The following is a 19,035-nucleotide window of genomic DNA, read 5'->3' on the forward strand; positions in this document are numbered from 1 at the left end:
GGCCCCCGCCTTGCCCGCCGCCCTACAGCCGGCCCGGATCGATCGCCGCGAAGCTGGCGACCGTCTCATGGCCGGCCAGCTCGCCGCCCTCGCGAGCCAAGCCGACGGTCTGCAGGCCGGCCTGGCGGGCGGCGTCCAGCTCCTCGACTATGTCCGAGAGAAACAGGATCTCCCCGGCCGCCAGCCCTATGCCCTGGGCGATGCGGCGGTAGGAGTCGGCTTCGCGCTTGGGCCCGCTGGTGGTGTCGAAGTAGCCGGAGAACAGCGTGGTCAGGTCGCCGGCCTCGGAGCAGCCGAAGATCAGCCGCTGCGCCTGGATCGAGCCGGAGGAATAGACGTACAGCCCGTAGCCCAGCGCCTTCCAGCGCTTGAGCGCCTCCACCGCGTCCGGGTAGACGTGCCCCTTGAGCTGACCGGCCTTATAACCCTCGGCCCAGACCATGCCCTGCAGGGCCTTGAGCGGCGTGGCCTTGCGGTCGGCGGCGATCCAGCCGAGGAGGATCTCGATGACCCGCTGCACGTCGGCCTCCGCCTCGCCGCTCTCGGCGCGCACCGCGGCCAGTTGCTCGGCCACCGGCGGCTCCTCGGCATGGCGGCGGACGAAGTCCGGCAGATGCTCGGCGGCATAGGGAAACAGCACGTCGAAGACGAAGCTCACCGCGCTGGTGGTGCCCTCGATATCGGTGAGGATGGCTTTGATCGGCATCTGCGGCTCCATCAGTCTTCCAGGCGCGGGAAGCGGCTGGCGATGTCTTCGCCGGTGAACTGGGCGACCCAGCCCTCGGGGTTGTTGAACAAGCGGATCGCCACGAAGTGCGGATGCTCGCCCATGTCGAACCAGTGGCGGGTGCCGGCCGGCACCGAGATCAGGTCGTTCTTCTCGCACAGCACGGCATAGACGTAATCGTCGATGTGCAGGGTGAACAGGCCGCGGCCGGCGACGAAGAAGCGCACCTCGTCCTCGGCATGGCGGTGCTCGTCGAGAAACTTGGCGCGCAGCTCGGCCTTCTGCGGATGGTCGTCGCTCAGGCTGACCACATCGACGGTGACGTAGCCGCGCTCGCTCATCAGCCGGTCGATCTGCGGCCGGTAGGCGGCGATCACCTCGTCCTGGCTGGCGCCGGGGGCGATGGGCGCCACCGCCTGCCAGCGCTCGAAGCGCACGCCGACCTCGGCCAGGGTGCTGGCGATGTCCTCGAGGTGGGTCAGCACCTTGTTCGGTTGTTCGGGGGAAGACTCGTGGTAGACGCTCAGGCTGCTCATGCTCGGGGCTCTCACATCAGGTGTCGTAGGCTGGGTAGAGGCGTATTGTGCCGGCACCCAGCGGGTTCTATGCAACGCCGGGTTTCGCTTCGCTCCACACCAGCCTACGGAAATCCGTCTCAGCGGGTGTGCAGGGCGCGCACCTTCAGCTCGCACTCGAAGAGGAACTCGAAGGCCTCGATCTGCCGCAGCGCGTCGCTCATGCGCGCGCCCCAGGTGTACAGGCCGTGGCCGCGGATCAGGTAGCCGACGCACTCCGGGTGCGCCTCCAGCCAGGGCTGCACCTTGGCCGCCAGGCGGGCGATGTCCTGGTCGTTGTCGAAGATCGGCACCTCGACCTGGGACTCGTGGGTGGTGACGCCGGAAAAGGCCTTCTGCAGCTCATAGTCGGCGAACACCAGCGAATCGGCCAGGCACAGGCGCGACAGCACCGTGGCGTTGACCGAGTGGGTGTGCAGCACCGCACCGATCTCCGGCTTCCAGCTGTACAGCTGGGTATGCAGCAGGGTCTCGGCCGAGGGCTTCTTGCCCGGCTCCAGGCTGCGCCCCTGCATGTCGGTGGCCAGCACGTCGTCCGGCCCCAGTTCGCCCTTGTGCTTGCCGGACACGGTCAGCAGCGCCTCGCTGGCCGACAGGCGCGCGGAGTAGTTGCTGCTGGTGGCCGGCGACCAGCCGCGGCCGTAGAGGAAGCGGCCGGCCTCGATGATCTGTTGGGCGAGTTGTTCGCGGGTCGGGTTCATGGCCTCTCCTCGGGCAGGCGGGTCAGGGTGATGGCGGCGGCCGCCAGGGCGACCAGGCTGGCGATACTGAAGGTCCAGGCCGGTCCCAGGCTGTTCCAACTGTAACCGGAGTAGAGTGCGCCGAGGGCGCCGCCTATCCCGGCCAGGGTGGCGTAGAGGGCCTGGCCCTGGCCCTGCTGGCGGTCGGCGAAGCTGCGTTGGACGAAGTGGATGGCCGCGGCGTGGAAGCTGCCGAAGGTGGCCGCGTGCATGCACTGGGCCAGCAGCAGCACCCACAGATGATCGGCCAGGTTGCCCAGCAGCAGCCAGCGCACGGCGGTGATCAGGAAGCTGGCCAGCAGCACGCTGCGCAGCGAATAGCGCGCCAGCAGCCGGGCCATGAACAGGAACAGCAGGATCTCGGCCACCACGCCCAGGGCCCAGAGCTGGCCGATCAGGCCGCGGGCGTAGCCGAGGGCCTCCAGGTGCAGGGTCAGGAAGGTGTAGTAGGGACCGTTGCTCAGCTGCATCAGGCCGACGCTGAGGTAGAAGGCCAGGATGCCGGGGCGGCGCAACTGGCGGAGGAAGCCGCCCAGCTGCGGGTCGCTGGGGCGCTGCTGCGGCTCGGCGCTGGGCACCCAGCAGCTGCTGAGCACTATGGCCGCCATGACCAGCACCAGGGTCCAGGGGAAGGCATCCAGGCTGATGCGCTCGAACAGCTCGCCCAGGCCGACCACCGCGACGATGAAGCCGATGCTGCCCCACAGGCGGATCTCGCTGTAACGGGTGGCCCGTTCGCGCAGGTGGGCCAGGGTGATGACCTCGAACTGCGGCAACACCGCGTGCCAGAAGAAGGCGTGACTGGCCATGATCAGCGCCAGCCAGGCGTAGCTCTGGCTGACGAAGATGCCGGCGAAACACAGCAGGGTGCAGACCGCGCCGAAGCGCACGATCGCCAGGCGCCGACCGGTGTGGTCGCCCAGCCAGCCCCACAGGTTCGGCGCCAGGCAACGCATCAGCATGGGGATGGCCACCAGCTCGCCGATGCGCGCCGCGGAGAAGCCCAGGTGATCGAAGTACAGCGCCAGAAACGGCGCCGTGGCGCCGAGCAGGGAGAAGTAGCAGAAGTAGAAACCGGACAGGCGCCAGTAGGGCAAGGCGTGCGTCATGGCGTAGCCTGGGTCAAGCGTAGCGATATCCAGGGCGGCAATTGTTGGGTTTCGCCGCGCGAAACCCAACCTGCACGGCCGTTCACAGTTGCGGCAGCACCGGCGTGGCGACGCTGACGTCGGCGTTCTGGCCGCGATGACGCAGCAGGTGGTCCATCAGCACGATGGCCATCATCGCCTCGGCGATGGGGGTGGCACGGATGCCCACGCAGGGGTCGTGGCGGCCCTTGGTGATGACCTCCACCGGCTGGCCGTCGACATCGATCGAACGCCCCGGGGTGGTGATGCTGGAGGTCGGCTTGAGCGCCAGGTGGGCGACGATCGGCTGGCCAGAAGAGATGCCGCCGAGGATGCCGCCGGCATTGTTCGACAGGAAGCCCTCCGGGGTCAGCTCGTCGCGGTGCTCGGTGCCGCGCTGGGCCACACTGGCGAAGCCCGCGCCGATCTCCACGCCCTTGACCGCGTTGATGCTCATCAGGGCATGGGCCAGCTCGGCATCCAGGCGGTCGAAGATCGGCTCGCCGAGGCCCGGCATCACGCCCTCGGCGACCACGGTGATCTTGGCCCCGACCGAATCCTGGTCGCGACGCAGCTGATCCATATAGGTCTCCAGCTCCGCCACCTTGTCCGGGTCGGGGCTGAAGAAGGCGTTCTGCTCGACGCTGTCCCAGCTCTTGAAGGGGATCTCGATCGGGCCCAGCTGGCTCATATAGCCGCGCACCTGGATGCCCTGGGTAGCCAGGTACTTCTTGGCGATGGCGCCGGCTGCCACGCGCATGGCGGTCTCGCGGGCCGAGCTGCGACCGCCGCCGCGGTAGTCGCGGATGCCGTACTTGTGGTGATAGCTGTAGTCGGCGTGGGCCGGGCGGAACAGGTCCTTGATCGCCGAGTAGTCCTTGGACTTCTGGTCGGTGTTGCGGATCAGCAGGCCGATGGCGCAGCCGGTGGTCCTGCCCTCGAACACCCCGGAGAGGATCTCCACCTCGTCGGCCTCCTGGCGCTGGGTGGTGTGGCGGCTGGTGCCCGGCTTGCGCCGGTCGAGGTCGCGCTGCAGGTCCTCCAGGCTCAGCTCCAGCCCCGGCGGGCAGCCGTCGACTATGGCGACCAGGGCCGGGCCATGGCTCTCGCCGGCGGTGGTGACGGTGAACAGCTTGCCGTAGGTGTTGCCGGACATGTGCAAAAGGCTCCGCGAAAATCGACTCCGGACCGGCCGCCACAGCGCGCCAGGCCCCACTCAATCAGGCCGGCGAGTATACCCCTGGCGCTCCTCCAGTTCACCCTCGATGCTAATGCCAGCGGCGGCGCCGCGGCCCCTGTCGGGAACCGGCGTAACGGGAGCACTTGCCTGCCCGCCTCCAGACTCGGGCAAAATGGCCGATATACCGGGAATCAGCAGCGAGCATGCGCACAGGATTGTCGATCATGACCGAACCTCAGGAGTCCCCCCTCGACACCGCGGCCCCAGCCGCCAGCGAACAGGCTCACCCCTGGGCAGGTCTGGGGGCCGAGCGGTTCCAGCTGCTGCGCCTGGCGCCGCTGCCGGTCGACCGCCATACCGGCCCACGGCCGCTGCGTTTCGCCGAACTGGGCCGGGTGGAGCGCCACGACAAGGCCCGGAGCCTGCTGCGCCTGAGCCTGCGCCTGCCCGACCAGCGCCTGCGCCCGGAACAGAACCTGCTGGAGGTGTGGATCGACCACCGCGCCAAGGAGGTGCGCTTCGGCCCCGACCAGGGCCTGCACACCGAGCCCGGCAACCGCGGCCTGGGGCGCTTCCTGCTGGCCCAGGGCATCGCTTGGGCCAGGCAGCACGGCACCCACTATCAGGTGGAGGGCGCTGCTCTGCCGGCCAGGGACGCCCTCGACGAAGCGGCCCGTGCCCGCCGCGATCACTGCCTGCAGGCCCAGGGCTTCGTGCTCGAGTACCTCGACCCGCTGCAACTCAAGGCCCGCTACTCCGCCCCCCGAGTCGCGGCGCTGCACGAGGACTGGCAGGCCGACAAGGTGCAGACCGTCGATAACCTGGAGGCGGCGAGCATGCTGCAGCGAGCCGATCGAACCCTGCACGAGCAGGAGGTGAAGGTGCGCAAGCTGGAAGAGCGCATCGACAGCCTCAGGCGCGAGGATGGCACCCTGCGCTTCACCATCGCCTGCCTGGTGGCCTTCAGCCTGTTCCAGGCCGGCTTGCTGATCTGGATCGCCACCCGCTAGCCGAGACGCGACTGGAACAGCGCCTGATGCGCGCGACACTGCTGGGCCGCCAGCAGGAACACGCCATGACCGCCGCGTGCGAACTCCAGCCAGGTGAAATCCACCTCGGGGTACAGCGCCTCGACATGCACCTGGCTGTTACCGACCTCGACGATCAGCAGGCCCTGGTCGGTGAGGTGGTCGGCGGCCTCGGCCAGCATGCGGCGCACCAGGTCCAGACCATCGTCGCCGCAGGCCAGGCCCAGGGCCGGCTCGTGCTGGTACTCGGCGGGCATGTCGGCGAAATCCTCGGCGTCGACATAGGGCGGGTTGGACACTATCAGGTCGAAACGCTGGCCCGGCAGGCCGGCGAAGCCGTCGCCCTGCACCGTGTAGACACGCTCCTCCAGCCCATGCCGTTCGATGTTCTGGTTGGCCACCTCCAGCGCCTCGAACGACAGGTCGCCCAGCACCACCTCGGCCTCGGGGAACTCGTAGGCGCAGGCGATGCCGATGCAGCCCGAGCCGGTGCACAGGTCGAGGATGCGCGCCGGCTCCGCCGGCAGCCAGGGGTGAAAGTGCCGGTCGATCAACTCGGCAATCGGCGAGCGGGGAATCAGCACCCGCTCATCGACCAGGAACGGCAGACCGCAGAACCAGGCTTCGCCGAGCAGGTAGGCGGTCGGCACCCGCTCACCGATGCGCCGTTCGAGCAAGGTCTGGAGCCGCTCATGCTCGTCGTCCTCCAGGCGGCAGTCGAGGTAGCCGTCGGCGATTTCCCAGGGCAGGTGCAGGGCGCCGAGCACCAGTTGCCGCGCCTCGTCCCACGCATTGTCGGTGCCGTGACCGAAAAACAGCCCCTCCTCATGAAAGCGGCTGACTGCCCAGCGAATGTAATCGCGCAGGGTGCGCAGGCGGGTTTGGCGGGCGGGTATCGAGTCGGTCACAGGCGGTCTCCGGAAAAAATAGCGGCCAGTTTAGCCGAAGCCTGCACGCACGACGCATTGCCGCACGAAAACGCCGCACAGGCACGAAAGTACCGCTGCCCAAGCCCGGGGCGCACCGATATAATTTGAAACGATTTCTTAACCCTTCCCTGCCCCTTCCTCGAGACTACCTGCAAATGGTCATAGAACCCTTTTCGCTCACGGGCTTGCTCGTGCTGGCGATATTCCTAATTGGAATGACGCTTATAGTTTTTGAAGCACAATTAGAGATGGATAAGTTCAAGCCGGCCATGTTCATGATGTCCGGCTTGATCGTAATCGGCGCCCACTACGCCCTCACCGACCCCAACGGATTTCAGTATTTCCTCCATGCCCAGAGCGAGACCAAGGAGGAGCTGTTCGGCCTGATCGCCTTCATGGCCTTCATGTGGATGGTGGTGGAGCTGCTCAACGAGCGGAACGTGTTCACCGCACTGAACGGCTACCTGATGCGCAAGGGCCTGGGCGCCAGGGGCATGTTCTGGGCCACCGGGGCGCTGTCGGCGCTGCTCTCGCCCTTCCTCAACAACATCACCACGGCGATGATCTTCGGCAAGACGGTCAAGAGCATCTCCGTGCACCAGCGCTACACCCATGTGGCGCTGTGCAACATAGTCGTGGCGTCAAACTCCGGCGTGTGGTTTCTCGGCACCTCCACCAGCCTGATGGTGGTGCTGGCCGGCAAGATCAGCATCGCCGGGCTCCTGCTGCTGATCCCCTCGGCGCTGATCGGCTGGCTGCTGTTCGCCGCCACCCTGCACCTGTTCTACCTGCGCAAGCTCGACGGCGAGCGCCTGATCCACCGGGCCGAGCAATCGGAAACCGCGCTCAAGCCCGGCGGCGCGGGCCTGGCCGTGGTCGGCCTGGTGTCCATTGTCGGTGCGGTGCTGTGCAACATCCTGCTCAAGGTCAGCATCGAGTTCGCCATCGGCATCGCCCTGGGCATGGTGGCGCTCTACGCCTGGCTGCTGATGCACCGCGGTATCGAGCTGCCCTGGCAGGATCAGCTGCAGAAGGTCGAGTGGAACGCCCTGCTGTTCTTCATCGGCATCATCACCTCGGTCTCGGCCCTCAACCACGTCGGCTGGCTGACCTACATCTCGCAGCTGTTCGAGCTGATGAGCCCGACGGCCGTCAACATGATCCTCGGCGTCGCCTCCGGGGTGATGGACAACGTGCCGGTGGAGGCCGCGGCGCTGATGTCCAACCCGCAGCTGGGCCTGGACCAGTGGGCGCTGAACGCGCTGATGGTGGGGATCGGCGGCTCGCTGACGGTGGTCGGTTCGGCCGCCGGGGTGATGGCCATGTCCCTGGACAAGAGCTACAGCTTCGGCGTGCACCTGAAGTTCCTGCCGGCCATCCTGGTCAACTTCTTCGGCTCGCTGGGCGTCTGGTACCTGCAGTTCCAGGTGTTCGGCCTCTACTAAGCCGGGGCGGCCGGGCTCTCCGGCCGCCTGTCGTTCCCCGTCCCGGCAGCAGCCCCGCCGGGACGGGGACCTAGGCAGCCCGCCACCGAGCGAAGCCCCGCGCGTGCCCACAAGGACGGCCTCAACCGCACACGGGGAGGTTCACAGCGGCCCCGCACAAGAGGACAATGAAGCCTGTGGTCCGCGCCTGCGAGGAAGTTCCCCCATGTCACATCCGCAAACCCTGTTCCAACTCACCGGCCGCACCCACGCGCCCGCCAGCCTGGGCAATGCGACCCTGGTAATCATCGACGCGCAGGAGGAGTACCGCAGCGGCGTACTGCAGCTGCCCGGCCTGGATGAGGCCCTCGCGGAGATCGCCAAGCTGCTGGCGGCGGCCCGCGACACGGGTGCCGGCATCGTCCATATCAAGCACCTGGGCATTCCCGGCGGCCTGCTCGACCCCAGCGGCCCGCGCGGCCGACCGCTGCCGGAGGTCGCGCCGCTGCCCGGCGAGACCGTGGTGGAGAAGCGCCTGCCCAATGCCTTCGCCGGCACCGAGCTGCACGAGCGCCTGCAGGCGCTGGGCCATCTGGACCTGATCGTCTGCGGCTTCATGACCCACTCGAGCATCAGCACCACGGTGCGCGCCGCCAAGGACTACGGCTACCGCTGCACCCTGGTCGATGCCGCCTGCGCCACCCGCGACCTGCCGACCCCGGACGGCCAGGTGATTGCCGCCGCCGAGGTGCACCGCATCGAGATGATCGCCCTGGCCGACAACTTCGCCGCCCTGGTGCCGCAAGCCAGCGCGCTGATCTGAGCCGCCCCGATCGACGCACTGCCGGCGCCGATCGGACACCAGCGCAGAGCAGCACGGAGCGACCAGGACGCCGACCGGCGCACGGCAATCGGCGGAACCGCGGCGTAACCTCCCGGTCTTACCGCCGATAGCCACTGAGGAAGTCGGAATGAAGCTATCCGATGATTTCGATGCCCGCCGCCTGCGCCCACGCCGCTACCGCAACTGGCGCCTGCGCCTGGCAGCCGTGCTCGGTGCGCTGTTGGCCGCCCTCGGCGTACTGCTGACCATGGCCGGGGCCGCCACCCTGCTGGGGCGTCCCCCGGCACTGGGCACGCTGAACGATTCGCCCGGCGCCGCCATCGTGCTGCTGACGGCGGGCCTGGCGCTACTGTGGCTGGGCATCGGGGTCTGGCGCCTGTGCCGGCGCCGCCTGCGCCGTCCCAGCGACCTGAGCCTGGCACCGCACCTGATGAAGAAGCGCAACTGATCGGCAGAGCAACCCGGCCGCCACCTTGGTTACACTAGCGGCCTTCGCGGAGGCCCAGATGCAAGACGACGATTTTTCCCTGTTCCAAGCCGAGCTGCGCGGCGTCAAGCCGCTCAAGCATGACCGTGCCGACACCGGCAAGGCCAAGCCCGACCGTGCACGCCTGGCCACCCTGCGCCAGGCCGCCTCGGTGCGCGTCGAGTCGATCAAGGTCGATGGCCTGTCCGACCAGTTCGTCATCGACGTCGGCGCCGAGGATCCCCTGTACTGGGCCGCCAATGGCGTCCAGGAAGGCCAGATGCGCAAGCTCAAGCTCGGCCAGATTCCCTTCGACGGCAGTCTCGACCTGCACGGCATGAACGTGGAGAAGGCCCGCGACACCCTGTGGGAATTCCTCGCCGAAGCGGCCAAGTTCGAAGTGCGCTGCGTGCGTGTCACCCACGGCAAGGCGGTACGCATGGACGGCCGCAAGCCGATGATCAAGAGCCACGTCAACACCTGGCTGCGCCAGCATCCGCAGGTGCTCGGCTTCACCTCCTGCCTGGCCAAGCACGGCGGTACCGGCGCGGTCTATGTGATGCTCAAGCGCACCATGATGGATGGCCGCGACGAATAACGGCGCATCCCGCACTCTTGCCAGCACGGCAGCCGCGCCCTACCCTGCGCGTCTGCCCCTTAGTAAGGTCCACAGGTAGATCCATGTCCCTGGAACAGCATTACACCGCGATTCTCGGCCAACTCGGCGAGGACGCCTCCCGCGAAGGCCTGCTCGACACGCCCAAGCGCGCCGCCAAAGCCATGCAGTACCTCTGCCGCGGCTACCAGCAAACCCTGGAAGAAGTCACCAACGGCGCCCTGTTCAGCTCCGATAACAGCGAGATGGTGCTGGTGAAGAACGTCGAGCTGTACTCGCTGTGCGAGCACCACCTGCTACCGTTCATCGGCAAGGCCCATGTCGCCTATATCCCCAACGGCAAGGTCCTGGGCCTGTCCAAGGTGGCGCGCATCGTCGACATGTTTGCCCGCCGCCTGCAGATCCAGGAAAACCTCGGCCAGCAGATCGCCGAGGCCGTGCAGGAAGTCACCGGCGCCCTGGGCGTCGCGGTGGTGATCGAGGCCCAGCACATGTGCATGATGATGCGCGGCGTGGAGAAGCAGAACTCCTCCATGGTCACCTCGGTGATGCTCGGCGAATTCCGCAAGAACGCCGCCACCCGCAGCGAGTTCCTCAGCCTGATCCGCAACTGACCGAGCGGCGCCGTGTAAAAAAACCGGCCTTGCGCCGGTTTTTTATGGTTCGCAGTCCTAGCCCCGGGGCCGTTGCCGCAACGGCTCCAGCAGCGGCGACAGGCCGTCATGGTCGATCTCCTGCATCAGCGCCAGCAGCCGGCCGATCTCCCCGGCAGGGAAGCCCTCGCGGGCGAACCAGTTGAGATAGCGGCCCGGCAGGTCGGCGATCAATCGCCCCTTGTATTTGCCGAAGGGCATCTCGCGGGTCACCAGCAATTGCAGGTCTTCGGGCTTCATTCGGTGCTCACCTTGGGCTGGCTCGGCGGGATGGCCGGGCGGTTGTCGACAAGGGCCGAATTATGCCCAAAACCGCCGTGCTGTACCGCCATCGTCCCTCGCCGTTCAGCGCAGACGCAGGCCAGGAGCGACGAACTCGGTTAAGCTGCGCGCCGGCTAATTTTCACCCCTGGGAGTTTCCACGATGGTTATCAAAGCACTGCGCATCGGTCTCGGCCAGTTGATCGTCTTCCTCGACTTCATCAGCCGCCCACGCAAGCTCAAGCGCTCGCCGGCGGCGCAAGCCGCGGTCGAGCAGGCTGCCGCAGGTCTGGCGCTGTATCAGTTTCACGCCTGCCCGTTCTGCGTGAAGACCCGCCGCGCCCTGCACAAGCTGAACGTGCCGGTCAGCCTGCGCGACGCCAAGAACGACGCCCAGCACCGCCAGGCGCTGCTGGAACAAGGGGGCAAGATCAAGGTGCCCTGCCTGCGCATCGAGGAAAACGGCCAGAGCACCTGGCTGTACGAGTCGAAGGCGATCATCGCCTACCTGCAGCAGCGCTTCGCCAACGCCTGACAGACGGCACGGGCTCCGCGCCAGGAGCCCATGCACTGCTGCGCAAGGTGTACCGATAGCATCATGCGTTATGCCCTGCTAGAAGGGGTGCCTGGGTAGCCCATGCACTGCTGGATAAGGCCACGGCTTTGGCCGGGAGACCCCCCTATCCCTGATCCAGAGAGAAACCTTCCTGGCGCATCCTGGCCATCAGCGCCTGCCACCCCGGCAGGCGCGCGGTATCGCCGGTGCGTTGCAGCCTGCCATCCTTGATCTGATAGAGCCCATGGGCGTCGAAGGCATAGAGCAGGACCAGGTCCTGCCGTTGCGACGCGGGGAGCATGGCGCTGTCCAGGTTATCCAGAATCAAAGGCTCCGCACCTGGCGCGGCATAGTAGCTGAGGACCATATGTGCCTGGTCGCGCGTCATCTCGCGGGCATAGGTGATGCGCAAACGCTCTTCCGGCACGCCCAACTTGCGCAGGGTAAAGTACTTGGCCAGGGAAAAGTCCTCGCAGTCCCCTGCTCCCTGTACCAGGGTCTCGATCGGCGTCGCCCAGTAATCGCTCTGCTTCCACAGCACCGCGTCGCTCCTGAAATGCAACTCGCGGTTGAAGTACTGGTTGACCGCCTCCAGCTTGTCCCGCTCGGACAGATAGCGACTGCTCTCGATCAGTTGGTTCCACGACAGCAAGCGATCTTTTGCCGGCCCCTGCCGCCCATAACGCTTTTCGACCTTGCGCATGATCTGGTCGAAGCTCCAGCTGGCCTTGGCTTCGGCCGCGCCGAGCAGCACGCTGGTGCCGAGGGTAGTGAGTGCGACTGCCCGGCACAGCGCACCGGTACATCTGGTCTTGAGGAGTTGTCTGAGCAGCACGTGAGATCTCCGTGAACAGAGCCGCAGCCAAGTTCAATCGAGTAGATCATTCCGTTGAGTGGCTGGATGAAGCGTTCAGTATCCGCCGCCAATCAGCGGCTTTCTGGAGCAGGTGGTGTTCAGACATACCACTCTCCCGCTGATCGCCTGGTGCCTCCAGGCACCCTTCATCGCGAACGAGGCTAAGCACTCGCTCGTCCAGACTAACGTTTTCAGAGAGTTTCAAGCAAGGATGCTTAGTCGGGTTCCTCGTTCACATGACCCCAACCCCTGCGCCGACTTCCGGGTACCCGGGACAGACCCTGAGTGCCCGGAACGGCACACTTCTCCACTCAATGCCAGCCGTGCTCAGCTCGTTCCCGATGTATCGGGGACAGGTACTGCTTCTCAGGCTTCTGAATCGGCTGACTGCTTTCCCGTTCGAATCCAGGGCCTGCGGCGGTCGGCTTACGTTCGAGCATCTGCACGAAGCGCTCGCTTTCGTCGTCCATGCCTTGCAAGCTATCGAGTCGTTGGCCGTGATATTGCAGCAGACGACCGCTACCACCCTCGGCCAGCAACAGAGCCGACTCTGTTTCGACCTGTGGTATGGGCGCGCTCACTGCTTGCCCGGATATGGCGGCTGCGAGTACGAACATCGTACCGCCGACTGCGAGGGTACTGATTGTCGGTTTCATGGTGCCATCCTCTTCTTTCCCCGATCCCCATGAATTGGATAAACACCCTCGGGTTTTGTTACGCGGCTTTTGCGTATCCGGACGGGCGGCCGTGTACATGGCAGAAAGCCACAAAGCCGCGTGCTACCTGGCTTTCTCGCCAATAACGCGCGCCCTTTAGGCGCGATTGAACACGACCAGGCGTATACCTCCTGAGGACATCGCCGACCTCGTCCACGCCGAGTACTCGACGGACTCTATCAGTCGAGCATGCCCACATGCCGCGGATGGCTGGCCACCCGCGCCAGCCAGGCCCTGATCGCCGGATAGTCGGCGAGATCGAAGCCGCCCTGATCGGCGACGTGGGTGTAGGCATACAGGGCGATATCGGCGATCGAGTACTGTTCGCCGACCAGATAGGGCGTGCGCTGCAATTGCTGCTCCATCACCCTGAGCGCCTTGTAGCCGCGCTCGTGGCAGGCCAGGTATTCCTCGCGCCGCGCCTCGGGCAGCCCCTGGTACAGCTGGATGAAGCGGGCCACCGCGACATAGGGTTCGTGGCTGTATTGCTCGAAGAACTGCCACTGCAACACCTGGGTGTGCAGGCGCGGTTCGCTCGGCAGGAATTCGCTGCCCTCGGCGAGGAAATGCAGGATGGCATTGGACTCCCACAGGCAACTGCCGTCGTCCAGTTCCAGCACCGGGATCTTGCCGTTGGGGTTCTTCGCCAGGAAGGTCTCGCTCTGCGTCTCGCCCTTGAGGATGTCCATCGCCACCCACTCGTAGGGCTGCCCCAGCAGGTGCAGCATCAGCTTGACCTTGTAACAATTGCCCGAGCGGGCGTCGCCGTAAACCTTGAGCATTCTCCTCTCCTCCCTTCCTGTGGTCTCTGATCTGCTATCTGCGTTGCACTGCCATGACCCGGGTTGCTCAGGCGGCAAGGCCGGACTGCGCCTGACGGATCACCTCGGCCAGGCGTTTGAGCCCCTCACCCAGGCGCTCCGGCGCCACATGGCTGAAGTTCAGGCGCAGGTGCCCCGGATGGCGGTCCGGCTCGATAAAGAACGGCTCGCCCGGCATGAATGCGACGTCCTGCTCCAGCGCCGGCGCCAGCAGAGTCCGGGTATCCAGCGGCTGCTTGAGGGTCAGCCAGAAGAACAGCCCGCCCTGGGGAATCTGCCACTCGGCCAGATCGGCGAAATGCTCCAGCAACGCCGCCTGCATGGCATCGCGGCGCAGCCGGTAGAAGTCGCGCAGCTCGGCCAGATGGCCGCGATACTGCTCGCTACCCAACCACTGCAAGGCCTGCCACTGGCCGATGCGGTTGGTGTGCAGGTCCGCCGACTGCTTCAGGCGCAGCAGGTAGGGGAACAGGTCGGGCGTGGCGATCAGGTAGCCGACGCGCAGGCCGGGCAGCAGCGTCTTGGATACGGTACCGGTATAGATCCAGCTGGCCTTGCGCAGGCGGCTGACGATGGGGGTGGCCAGCGCATCGTCGAACACCAGTTCGCGATAGGGCTCGTCCTCGATCAGGGTCACGCCGAACTCGTCCAGCAGCGCCGCCACGGCATCACGCTTGGCCTCGCTGTAGCGGGTGCCGGACGGATTCTGGAAGGTCGGGATCAGGTAGGCGAAGGCCGGCTTGTGCCGCTCCAGACGTTGGCGCAGGGCGTCCAGCTCGGGGCCGTCGGCCTCCTGGGGCACAGCGATACAGTGGGCGCCGAACAGCTGGAAGGCCTGCAGGGCCGCCAGGTAGGTGGGCGCCTCCACAAGAACTTCCGTACCCGGGTCGATAAACAGCTTGCTGGCCAGGTCCAGGGTCTGCTGCGAGCCGCTGACGATCAGCACCTGGCTGGCCTCGCAGGGCACGCCCAGGGCTCGGGCCTCGGCGGCGATGATCTCGCGCAGGGCCGGCTCGCCCTCGCTCATGCCGTACTGGCCCATGCTGGCCGGCATCTCGCGCCACTCGACCCTGGGCAGCATGGGCTCGGCAGGCAGGCCGCCGGCGAACGACATGACTTCCGGACGCTGCGCCGCGGCGAGGATTTCACGGATCAGGGAGCTTTTCAGGCGGGCAACGCGTTCGGAGAAGGCCATGGGATCACCGGGGTGCTAAGTCGAGAATATTGGGTCAAACTGCTTGACCGAAACTACGACGCCCCGGACAGATACGTCAATATGCTTGACCTTAAAAGCCCGACCACTCAGCAGGCCGCCATGGAAGCCTTCTTCTTCGGCTACCAGGCATTCACCGCCAAGGCCGACGAGATGCTGGCGCGTCGTGGTCTGTCCAGGGTGCACCAACGCATCCTGTTCTTCATCGCCAAGTACCCGGGCCTGAGCGTCAAGCAGCTGCTCGGCTACCTGGGTGTGAGCAAGCAGGCCCTGAGCACACCGCTGCGCCAGCTGCAGGAGATGCACCTGGTCAGCAGCGCCGCCGCCACGGAGGACAAGCGCAAGCGCCTGCTCGGCATCACCGCCGAGGGCGCCAAGCTGGAACAGGCCCTGCGCCGCGAGCAGGCCAAGCTGCTGCAGCGGGCCTTCGCCGAGGCCGGCGAAGAGGCGGTCAGGGGCTGGCTGGAGGTCAATCTGGCCTTGAGCGGCAAACGCCAGGTCAGTTCCGACCAAGAACGACAAAGCCCGTAACTGTATCGGTCAACGCACCGCTTGCTGTACCGCGACGCCCGGGGAGCCGAGGCATAGGCTTGCAGTCATTGCCCACGAGTGCCCGCCATGACTGCCGAACTGCTGCTCGCCTTCGTTCTCTTCGCCTTCGTCACCTCGGTGACGCCGGGGCCTAACAACACCATGCTGCTCGCCTCCGGGGCGAACTTCGGCCTGCGCCGCAGCCTGCCCCACATGCTCGGCATCAGCCTGGGCTTGATGCTGCTGGTGCTGGCGGTCGGCCTGGGCCTCGGCCAGCTGTTCGAGCAGGTGCCGCTGTTCTACAGCCTGCTGCGCTACTTCGGTGCCGCCTATCTGCTGTACCTGGCCTGGAAGATCGCCCGGGCCGGCGCACCGGACAGCACGGGAGCCCGCAGTGCCAAGCCATTCAGCTTCCTCCAGGCGGCGACCTTCCAGTGGGTCAACCCCAAGGCCTGGATCATGGCCATCGGCGCCATCACCACCTACACGCCGCAGGAGAACTTCCTGACCAACGTGGTGCTGATCGCCGCCCTGTTCGCCCTGGTCAACTGCCCGACCATGAGTGTCTGGACGGTGGCCGGCAGCCTGTTGCGCACCTGGCTGAACGACCCGCGCATACTGCGCCGCTTCAATATCGGCATGGCCCTGTTGCTGGTCACCTCGCTCTACCCGATTCTGGCCGACTTCGGAGGCGCCCGATCATGAGCGAGGCAACCCAGGCGCGCCTACGTCCGCTGGCCGACAGTTCCACCTCGGCGGTGGTCGCCGGCTTCATCGCCATGCTCACCGGCTATACCAGCTCCCTGGTGCTGATGTTCCAGGCCGGCCAGGCCGCGGGACTGTCCGACGGGCAGATCTCCTCGTGGATCTGGGCCCTGTCGGTGGGCATGGGCCTGTGCTGCATCGGCCTGTCACTGCGTTACCGCGCGCCGGTGATGATCGCCTGGTCGACGCCCGGCGCCGCCCTGCTGATCAGCAGCCTGCCTGGGGTGCCCTACGCCGAGGCGATCGGCGCCTACATCCTCTGCTCGGCGCTGATCGTGCTGTGCGGCCTGACCGGCAGCTTCGACCGCCTCATGCGCCGCATTCCCGCCTCCATCGCCGCCGCCCTGTTGGCCGGGGTGCTGTTCAAGATCGGCCTGGAAATCTGTGGCGCCGCCGAACAGCAACCGACCCTGGTCATCGCCATGCTGCTGGCCTACCTGCTGGGCAAGCGCCTGCTGCCGCGCTATGCGGTGCTCGCCGCACTGTTGGTCGGCTGCGCACTGGCCGGGCTGTTCGGCCTGCTGGATTTTTCCGACTTCGAGCTGCAGCTGGCCACGCCCGAGTGGACCACTCCGGCCTTCTCCTGGGCGGCGGCCATCAGCATCGGCATCCCGCTGTTCGTCGTCGCCATGGCCTCGCAGAACCTGCCGGGCATGTCCGTGCTGCGCGCCAACGGCTACCACCAGGTGCCGGCTTCCTCGCTGCTCAACATCACCGGCCTGGCCTCCATCCTGCTGGCGCCCTTCGGCTCCCACGGCATCCACCTGGCGGCCCTCAGCGCGGCGATCTGCGCCGGCCCCGAGGCCCACGAGGACCCGAGCAAACGCTATACCGCCGCGGTCTGGTGCGGGGTGTTCTATGTCATCGCCGGGATCTTCGGCGCCACCCTGGCGGCGCTGTTCAGCGCCCTGCCCAAGGCGCTGATCCTGTCGGTCGCCGCCCTGGCGCTGTTCGCCTCGATCATCGGCGGCCTGACCCAGGCCATGAGCGAGCCCCAGGAGCGCGAGGCGGCGCTGATCACCTTCCTGGTCACCGCCTCGGGCATGACCCTGCTGTCCATCGGCGCGGCCTTCTGGGGCCTGGTCGCCGGCCTGCTCACCCTGTTCATCCTCAACTGGCGCAAGGCCTGAGGGCAATGAGCCCGACATGAAAAAAGGCGCCTGACGGCGCCTTTTTCGTGCCGCCCCGCTCAGGCGGCCTCGGCCGCCAGCTGCCGGCCATGGGCGCGATTGACCCACCAGCCGAACAGCGCCGCAGTGAAGAACATGATGATGCTGTAGATCGCCGCCGGAATGGCCATGGTCGAGTTGTTCAGCAGCACCGGGCTCAGGGCCAGGGCGATGGCCAGGGTGCCGTTGTGGATGCCGATCTCCATGCCGATGGCGATGGCTTGGCGCAGGCTCAGCTTGAGCAGGCGCGGCACGTAGTAGCCCACCGCCAGGCTGAGCAGGTTGAAGGCCAGCGCGGCGCCGCCGACCAACGGGGCATAGTCGACGAAGGTCTGCCAGTCCTTGACCACCGCCAGGACGATGATCAGTAGCAGGAACAGGGCCGAGACCAGCTTCACCGGCTTCTGCATGCGTTCGGCGAAGCCGGGGAAGCGGCTGCGCAGCCACATGCCGATGGCCACCGGACCGAGGACGATGACGAACACCTGCAGCACCTTGCCGAACTGCAGCGGAATGGCCTGATCGCCGGTCATGAAGTGCATCAGCGCGAGGTTGACGATCAGCGGCATGGTGAGGATGGCAATCACCGAGTTGACCGCGGTCAGGGTGATGTTCAGCGCCACGTCGCCATGGGCCAGGTGGCTGTAGAGGTTGGCCGTGGTGCCGCCCGGCGAGGCGGCCAGCAGCATCAGGCCCACCGCCAGGGCAGGGGCCAGGCCGAAGACCTTGGTCAGGCCGAAACACAGCAGCGGCAGCAACAGCAACTGGCAGCCTAGGCCGATCAGCACCGGCCTGGGAAACTTCACCACCCGGGCGAAGTCCGCGATGCCGAGCGACAGGCCCAGGCCCAGCATGATGATGCCCAGGGCCACGGGCAAAAATAGCGTCAGTAGAGGATCAGCAGTCATGGTTACTCTTCCCTGGAGTGGAGAACACGATGGGGGCGATTCTGGCCAGACAACGCCATGTTGCGCAGTGACTTTATCGGCCAAACAGGCGCCCCGCTACCGCGCCGAGAAAAAGGCGCCAGCGCGGGCAGCCATGCCGCGCCCAGCAGGCCGGGTCAGATCGCCGTGGCGCCGCCATCCACCGCCAGGGCATGGCCGGTGGTGAAGGCCGCGCCGTCGCTGCACAGGTAGAGCACCGCCGTGGCGATTTCCTCGACGGTGCCGATGCGCCCGACCGGGTGCATGGCGGCGGCGAACTCGCCCTTCTTCGGGTCGGCCTCGTAGGCGCGACGGAACATGGCGGTGTCGATCACCGCCGGACACACCGCGTTGACGCGGACTTTCTTCTTCGCATACTCGATGGCCGCCGACTTGGTCAGGCCGATCACCGCATGCTTGGAGGCGGCGTAGATGCTCATCTTCGGCGCCGCGCCGAGACCGGCGACCGAGGCGGTATTGACGATGGCGCCGCCGCCCTGGGCCAGCAGCAGCGGAATCTGGTGCTTCATGCACAGCCACACGCCCTTGACGTTGACCCCCATGATGGCGTCGAACTCGGCCTCGCTGCCCTCGGCCAGCTTGCCCTTCTCGATCTCGATGCCGGCGTTGTTGAAGCAGTAGTCCAGGCGCCCATAGGTCTCGAGGGTGAAGGCCATCAGCGCCTGCACCTCGGCGTCGCGGGTCACATCACAGCGGGTGAAGCTGGCGTCGCCGCCCGCCGTGCGAATCAGCTCGACGGTAGCCTCGCCGCCCGCCACATCGACATCGGCAACCACCACCTTGAGGCCCTCGTTGGCGAACGCCAGGGCGGTGGCACGGCCGATACCCGCGGCGGCGCCGGTGACCAGGGCCACCCGACCGGAAAAACTCAAGCTCATCTGTGTGTCCTCG

General features: G+C 66.5%; 23 protein-coding genes. 10 read left to right on the forward strand and 13 right to left on the reverse strand.

All coding sequences use genetic code 11. The features are described 5' to 3' along the window. Nucleotides 1-22 precede the first annotated feature (22 nt). The 5 genes from mtnC to aroC form a co-directional block, all read right to left on the reverse strand. Nucleotides 23-706, reverse strand: coding sequence for an acireductone synthase (mtnC, locus tag SBP02_RS12220; RefSeq protein WP_318642052.1), 684 nt, complete (start codon nt 704-706; stop codon nt 23-25). A gap of 11 nt (nt 707-717) precedes the next feature. Continuing rightward, entirely contained in the window at nt 718-1,263 is a 546-nt protein-coding gene (locus tag SBP02_RS12225; protein WP_318642053.1) for a 1,2-dihydroxy-3-keto-5-methylthiopentene dioxygenase, read from the reverse strand. Between the two features lie 119 nt (nt 1,264-1,382). Next, a complete protein-coding gene (locus tag SBP02_RS12230; RefSeq protein ID WP_318642054.1) occupies nt 1,383-2,003 on the reverse strand; it encodes a methylthioribulose 1-phosphate dehydratase in 621 nt (206 codons plus the stop codon). Beyond that, nucleotides 2,000-3,151: an MFS transporter gene (locus SBP02_RS12235; protein ID WP_318642055.1), complete on the reverse strand. Its 1,152-nt coding sequence runs from the start codon at nt 3,149-3,151 to the stop codon at nt 2,000-2,002. The genes SBP02_RS12230 and SBP02_RS12235 overlap by 4 nt, the downstream gene beginning before the upstream one ends. Before the next feature lie 82 nt (nt 3,152-3,233). After that, nucleotides 3,234-4,325 carry a chorismate synthase gene (gene aroC, locus SBP02_RS12240; protein ID WP_318642056.1) on the reverse strand — a complete coding sequence of 364 codons (1,092 nt, stop codon included), beginning with the start codon at nt 4,323-4,325 and terminating at the stop codon, nt 3,234-3,236. Nucleotides 4,326-4,573: 248 nt separating this feature from the next. Between aroC and SBP02_RS12245 the strand changes: the two genes are divergently transcribed. After that, complete coding sequence (locus SBP02_RS12245) at nt 4,574-5,359, forward strand: hypothetical protein (protein WP_318642057.1); 786 nt, start codon at nt 4,574-4,576, stop codon at nt 5,357-5,359. On the opposite strand, the gene prmB is transcribed toward SBP02_RS12245, so the two are convergent. Next, entirely contained in the window at nt 5,356-6,273 is a 918-nt protein-coding gene (gene prmB / locus SBP02_RS12250) for a 50S ribosomal protein L3 N(5)-glutamine methyltransferase (RefSeq protein ID WP_318646335.1), read from the reverse strand. The genes SBP02_RS12245 and prmB overlap by 4 nt on opposite strands. Before the next feature lie 248 nt (nt 6,274-6,521). Here prmB and nhaD point away from each other — a divergent pair, with 248 nt between their 5' ends. The 5 genes from nhaD to folE all read left to right on the forward strand — a co-directional run bounded on the left by nhaD (nt 6,522) and on the right by folE (nt 10,270). Further along, a complete protein-coding gene (gene nhaD, locus SBP02_RS12255; protein ID WP_318642058.1) occupies nt 6,522-7,751 on the forward strand; it encodes a sodium:proton antiporter NhaD in 1,230 nt (409 codons plus the stop codon). Between the two features lie 205 nt (nt 7,752-7,956). Further along, nucleotides 7,957-8,553 (forward strand): cysteine hydrolase family protein, encoded by a 597-nt coding sequence (locus SBP02_RS12260; protein ID WP_318642059.1) that lies wholly within the window; start codon nt 7,957-7,959, stop codon nt 8,551-8,553. Nucleotides 8,554-8,701: 148 nt separating this feature from the next. Further along, entirely contained in the window at nt 8,702-9,022 is a 321-nt protein-coding gene (locus SBP02_RS12265) for a hypothetical protein (protein WP_318642060.1), read from the forward strand. A 58-nt stretch (nt 9,023-9,080) separates the two neighbouring features. Then, complete coding sequence (locus SBP02_RS12270; protein ID WP_318642061.1) at nt 9,081-9,638, forward strand: Smr/MutS family protein; 558 nt, start codon at nt 9,081-9,083, stop codon at nt 9,636-9,638. Between the two features lie 83 nt (nt 9,639-9,721). Beyond that, complete coding sequence (folE, locus tag SBP02_RS12275) at nt 9,722-10,270, forward strand: GTP cyclohydrolase I FolE (protein ID WP_318642062.1); 549 nt, start codon at nt 9,722-9,724, stop codon at nt 10,268-10,270. A gap of 57 nt (nt 10,271-10,327) precedes the next feature. Here the strand turns inward: folE and SBP02_RS12280 are convergent, their stop codons facing one another. Next, on the reverse strand, nt 10,328-10,549 hold the full coding sequence (locus SBP02_RS12280) for a DUF3820 family protein (protein ID WP_318642063.1): 222 nt from the start codon (nt 10,547-10,549) through the stop codon (nt 10,328-10,330). Between the two features lie 184 nt (nt 10,550-10,733). Between SBP02_RS12280 and SBP02_RS12285 the strand changes: the two genes are divergently transcribed. Beyond that, nucleotides 10,734-11,105 (forward strand): glutathione S-transferase N-terminal domain-containing protein, encoded by a 372-nt coding sequence (locus SBP02_RS12285; RefSeq protein ID WP_318642064.1) that lies wholly within the window; start codon nt 10,734-10,736, stop codon nt 11,103-11,105. Between the two features lie 145 nt (nt 11,106-11,250). Here SBP02_RS12285 and SBP02_RS12290 read toward each other — a convergent pair whose 3' ends face one another. From SBP02_RS12290 to SBP02_RS12305, 4 genes are all read right to left on the reverse strand, one after another. After that, the gene (locus SBP02_RS12290) at nt 11,251-11,961 is read right to left on the reverse strand and encodes a transglutaminase-like cysteine peptidase (protein WP_318642065.1); all 711 of its coding nucleotides are present in this window, start codon (nt 11,959-11,961) and stop codon (nt 11,251-11,253) included. A gap of 332 nt (nt 11,962-12,293) precedes the next feature. After that, nucleotides 12,294-12,638 (reverse strand): hypothetical protein, encoded by a 345-nt coding sequence (locus tag SBP02_RS12295; protein ID WP_318642066.1) that lies wholly within the window; start codon nt 12,636-12,638, stop codon nt 12,294-12,296. 239 nt (nt 12,639-12,877) lie between these two features. Next, nucleotides 12,878-13,480 (reverse strand): glutathione S-transferase family protein, encoded by a 603-nt coding sequence (locus SBP02_RS12300; protein ID WP_318642067.1) that lies wholly within the window; start codon nt 13,478-13,480, stop codon nt 12,878-12,880. 67 nt (nt 13,481-13,547) lie between these two features. Then, nucleotides 13,548-14,714, reverse strand: a complete 1,167-nt coding sequence (locus tag SBP02_RS12305; protein WP_318642068.1) for an aminotransferase-like domain-containing protein — start codon at nt 14,712-14,714, stop codon at nt 13,548-13,550. Between the two features lie 81 nt (nt 14,715-14,795). On the opposite strand from SBP02_RS12305, the gene SBP02_RS12310 reads away from it, so the two are divergent. The 3 genes from SBP02_RS12310 (at nt 14,796) to SBP02_RS12320 (ending at nt 17,158) form a co-directional block, all read left to right on the forward strand. Next, nucleotides 14,796-15,263 carry a MarR family winged helix-turn-helix transcriptional regulator gene (locus tag SBP02_RS12310; protein ID WP_318642069.1) on the forward strand — a complete coding sequence of 156 codons (468 nt, stop codon included), beginning with the start codon at nt 14,796-14,798 and terminating at the stop codon, nt 15,261-15,263. 87 nt (nt 15,264-15,350) lie between these two features. Further along, a complete protein-coding gene (locus SBP02_RS12315) occupies nt 15,351-15,968 on the forward strand; it encodes a LysE family translocator (RefSeq protein WP_318642070.1) in 618 nt (205 codons plus the stop codon). After that, nucleotides 15,965-17,158: a benzoate/H(+) symporter BenE family transporter gene (locus SBP02_RS12320; RefSeq protein ID WP_318642071.1), complete on the forward strand. Its 1,194-nt coding sequence runs from the start codon at nt 15,965-15,967 to the stop codon at nt 17,156-17,158. Before SBP02_RS12315 ends, SBP02_RS12320 begins: the two co-directional genes overlap by 4 nt. A 59-nt stretch (nt 17,159-17,217) precedes the next feature. On the opposite strand, the gene SBP02_RS12325 is transcribed toward SBP02_RS12320, so the two are convergent. Further along, complete coding sequence (locus SBP02_RS12325) at nt 17,218-18,105, reverse strand: bile acid:sodium symporter family protein (RefSeq protein WP_318642072.1); 888 nt, start codon at nt 18,103-18,105, stop codon at nt 17,218-17,220. Between the two features lie 155 nt (nt 18,106-18,260). Then, the gene (locus SBP02_RS12330; protein WP_318642073.1) at nt 18,261-19,022 is read right to left on the reverse strand and encodes an SDR family oxidoreductase; all 762 of its coding nucleotides are present in this window, start codon (nt 19,020-19,022) and stop codon (nt 18,261-18,263) included. Between the last annotated feature and the right edge of the window lie 13 nt (nt 19,023-19,035).

This window comes from Pseudomonas benzenivorans (assembly GCF_033547155.1).
Classification (GTDB): domain Bacteria; phylum Pseudomonadota; class Gammaproteobacteria; order Pseudomonadales; family Pseudomonadaceae; genus Aquipseudomonas; species Aquipseudomonas benzenivorans_B.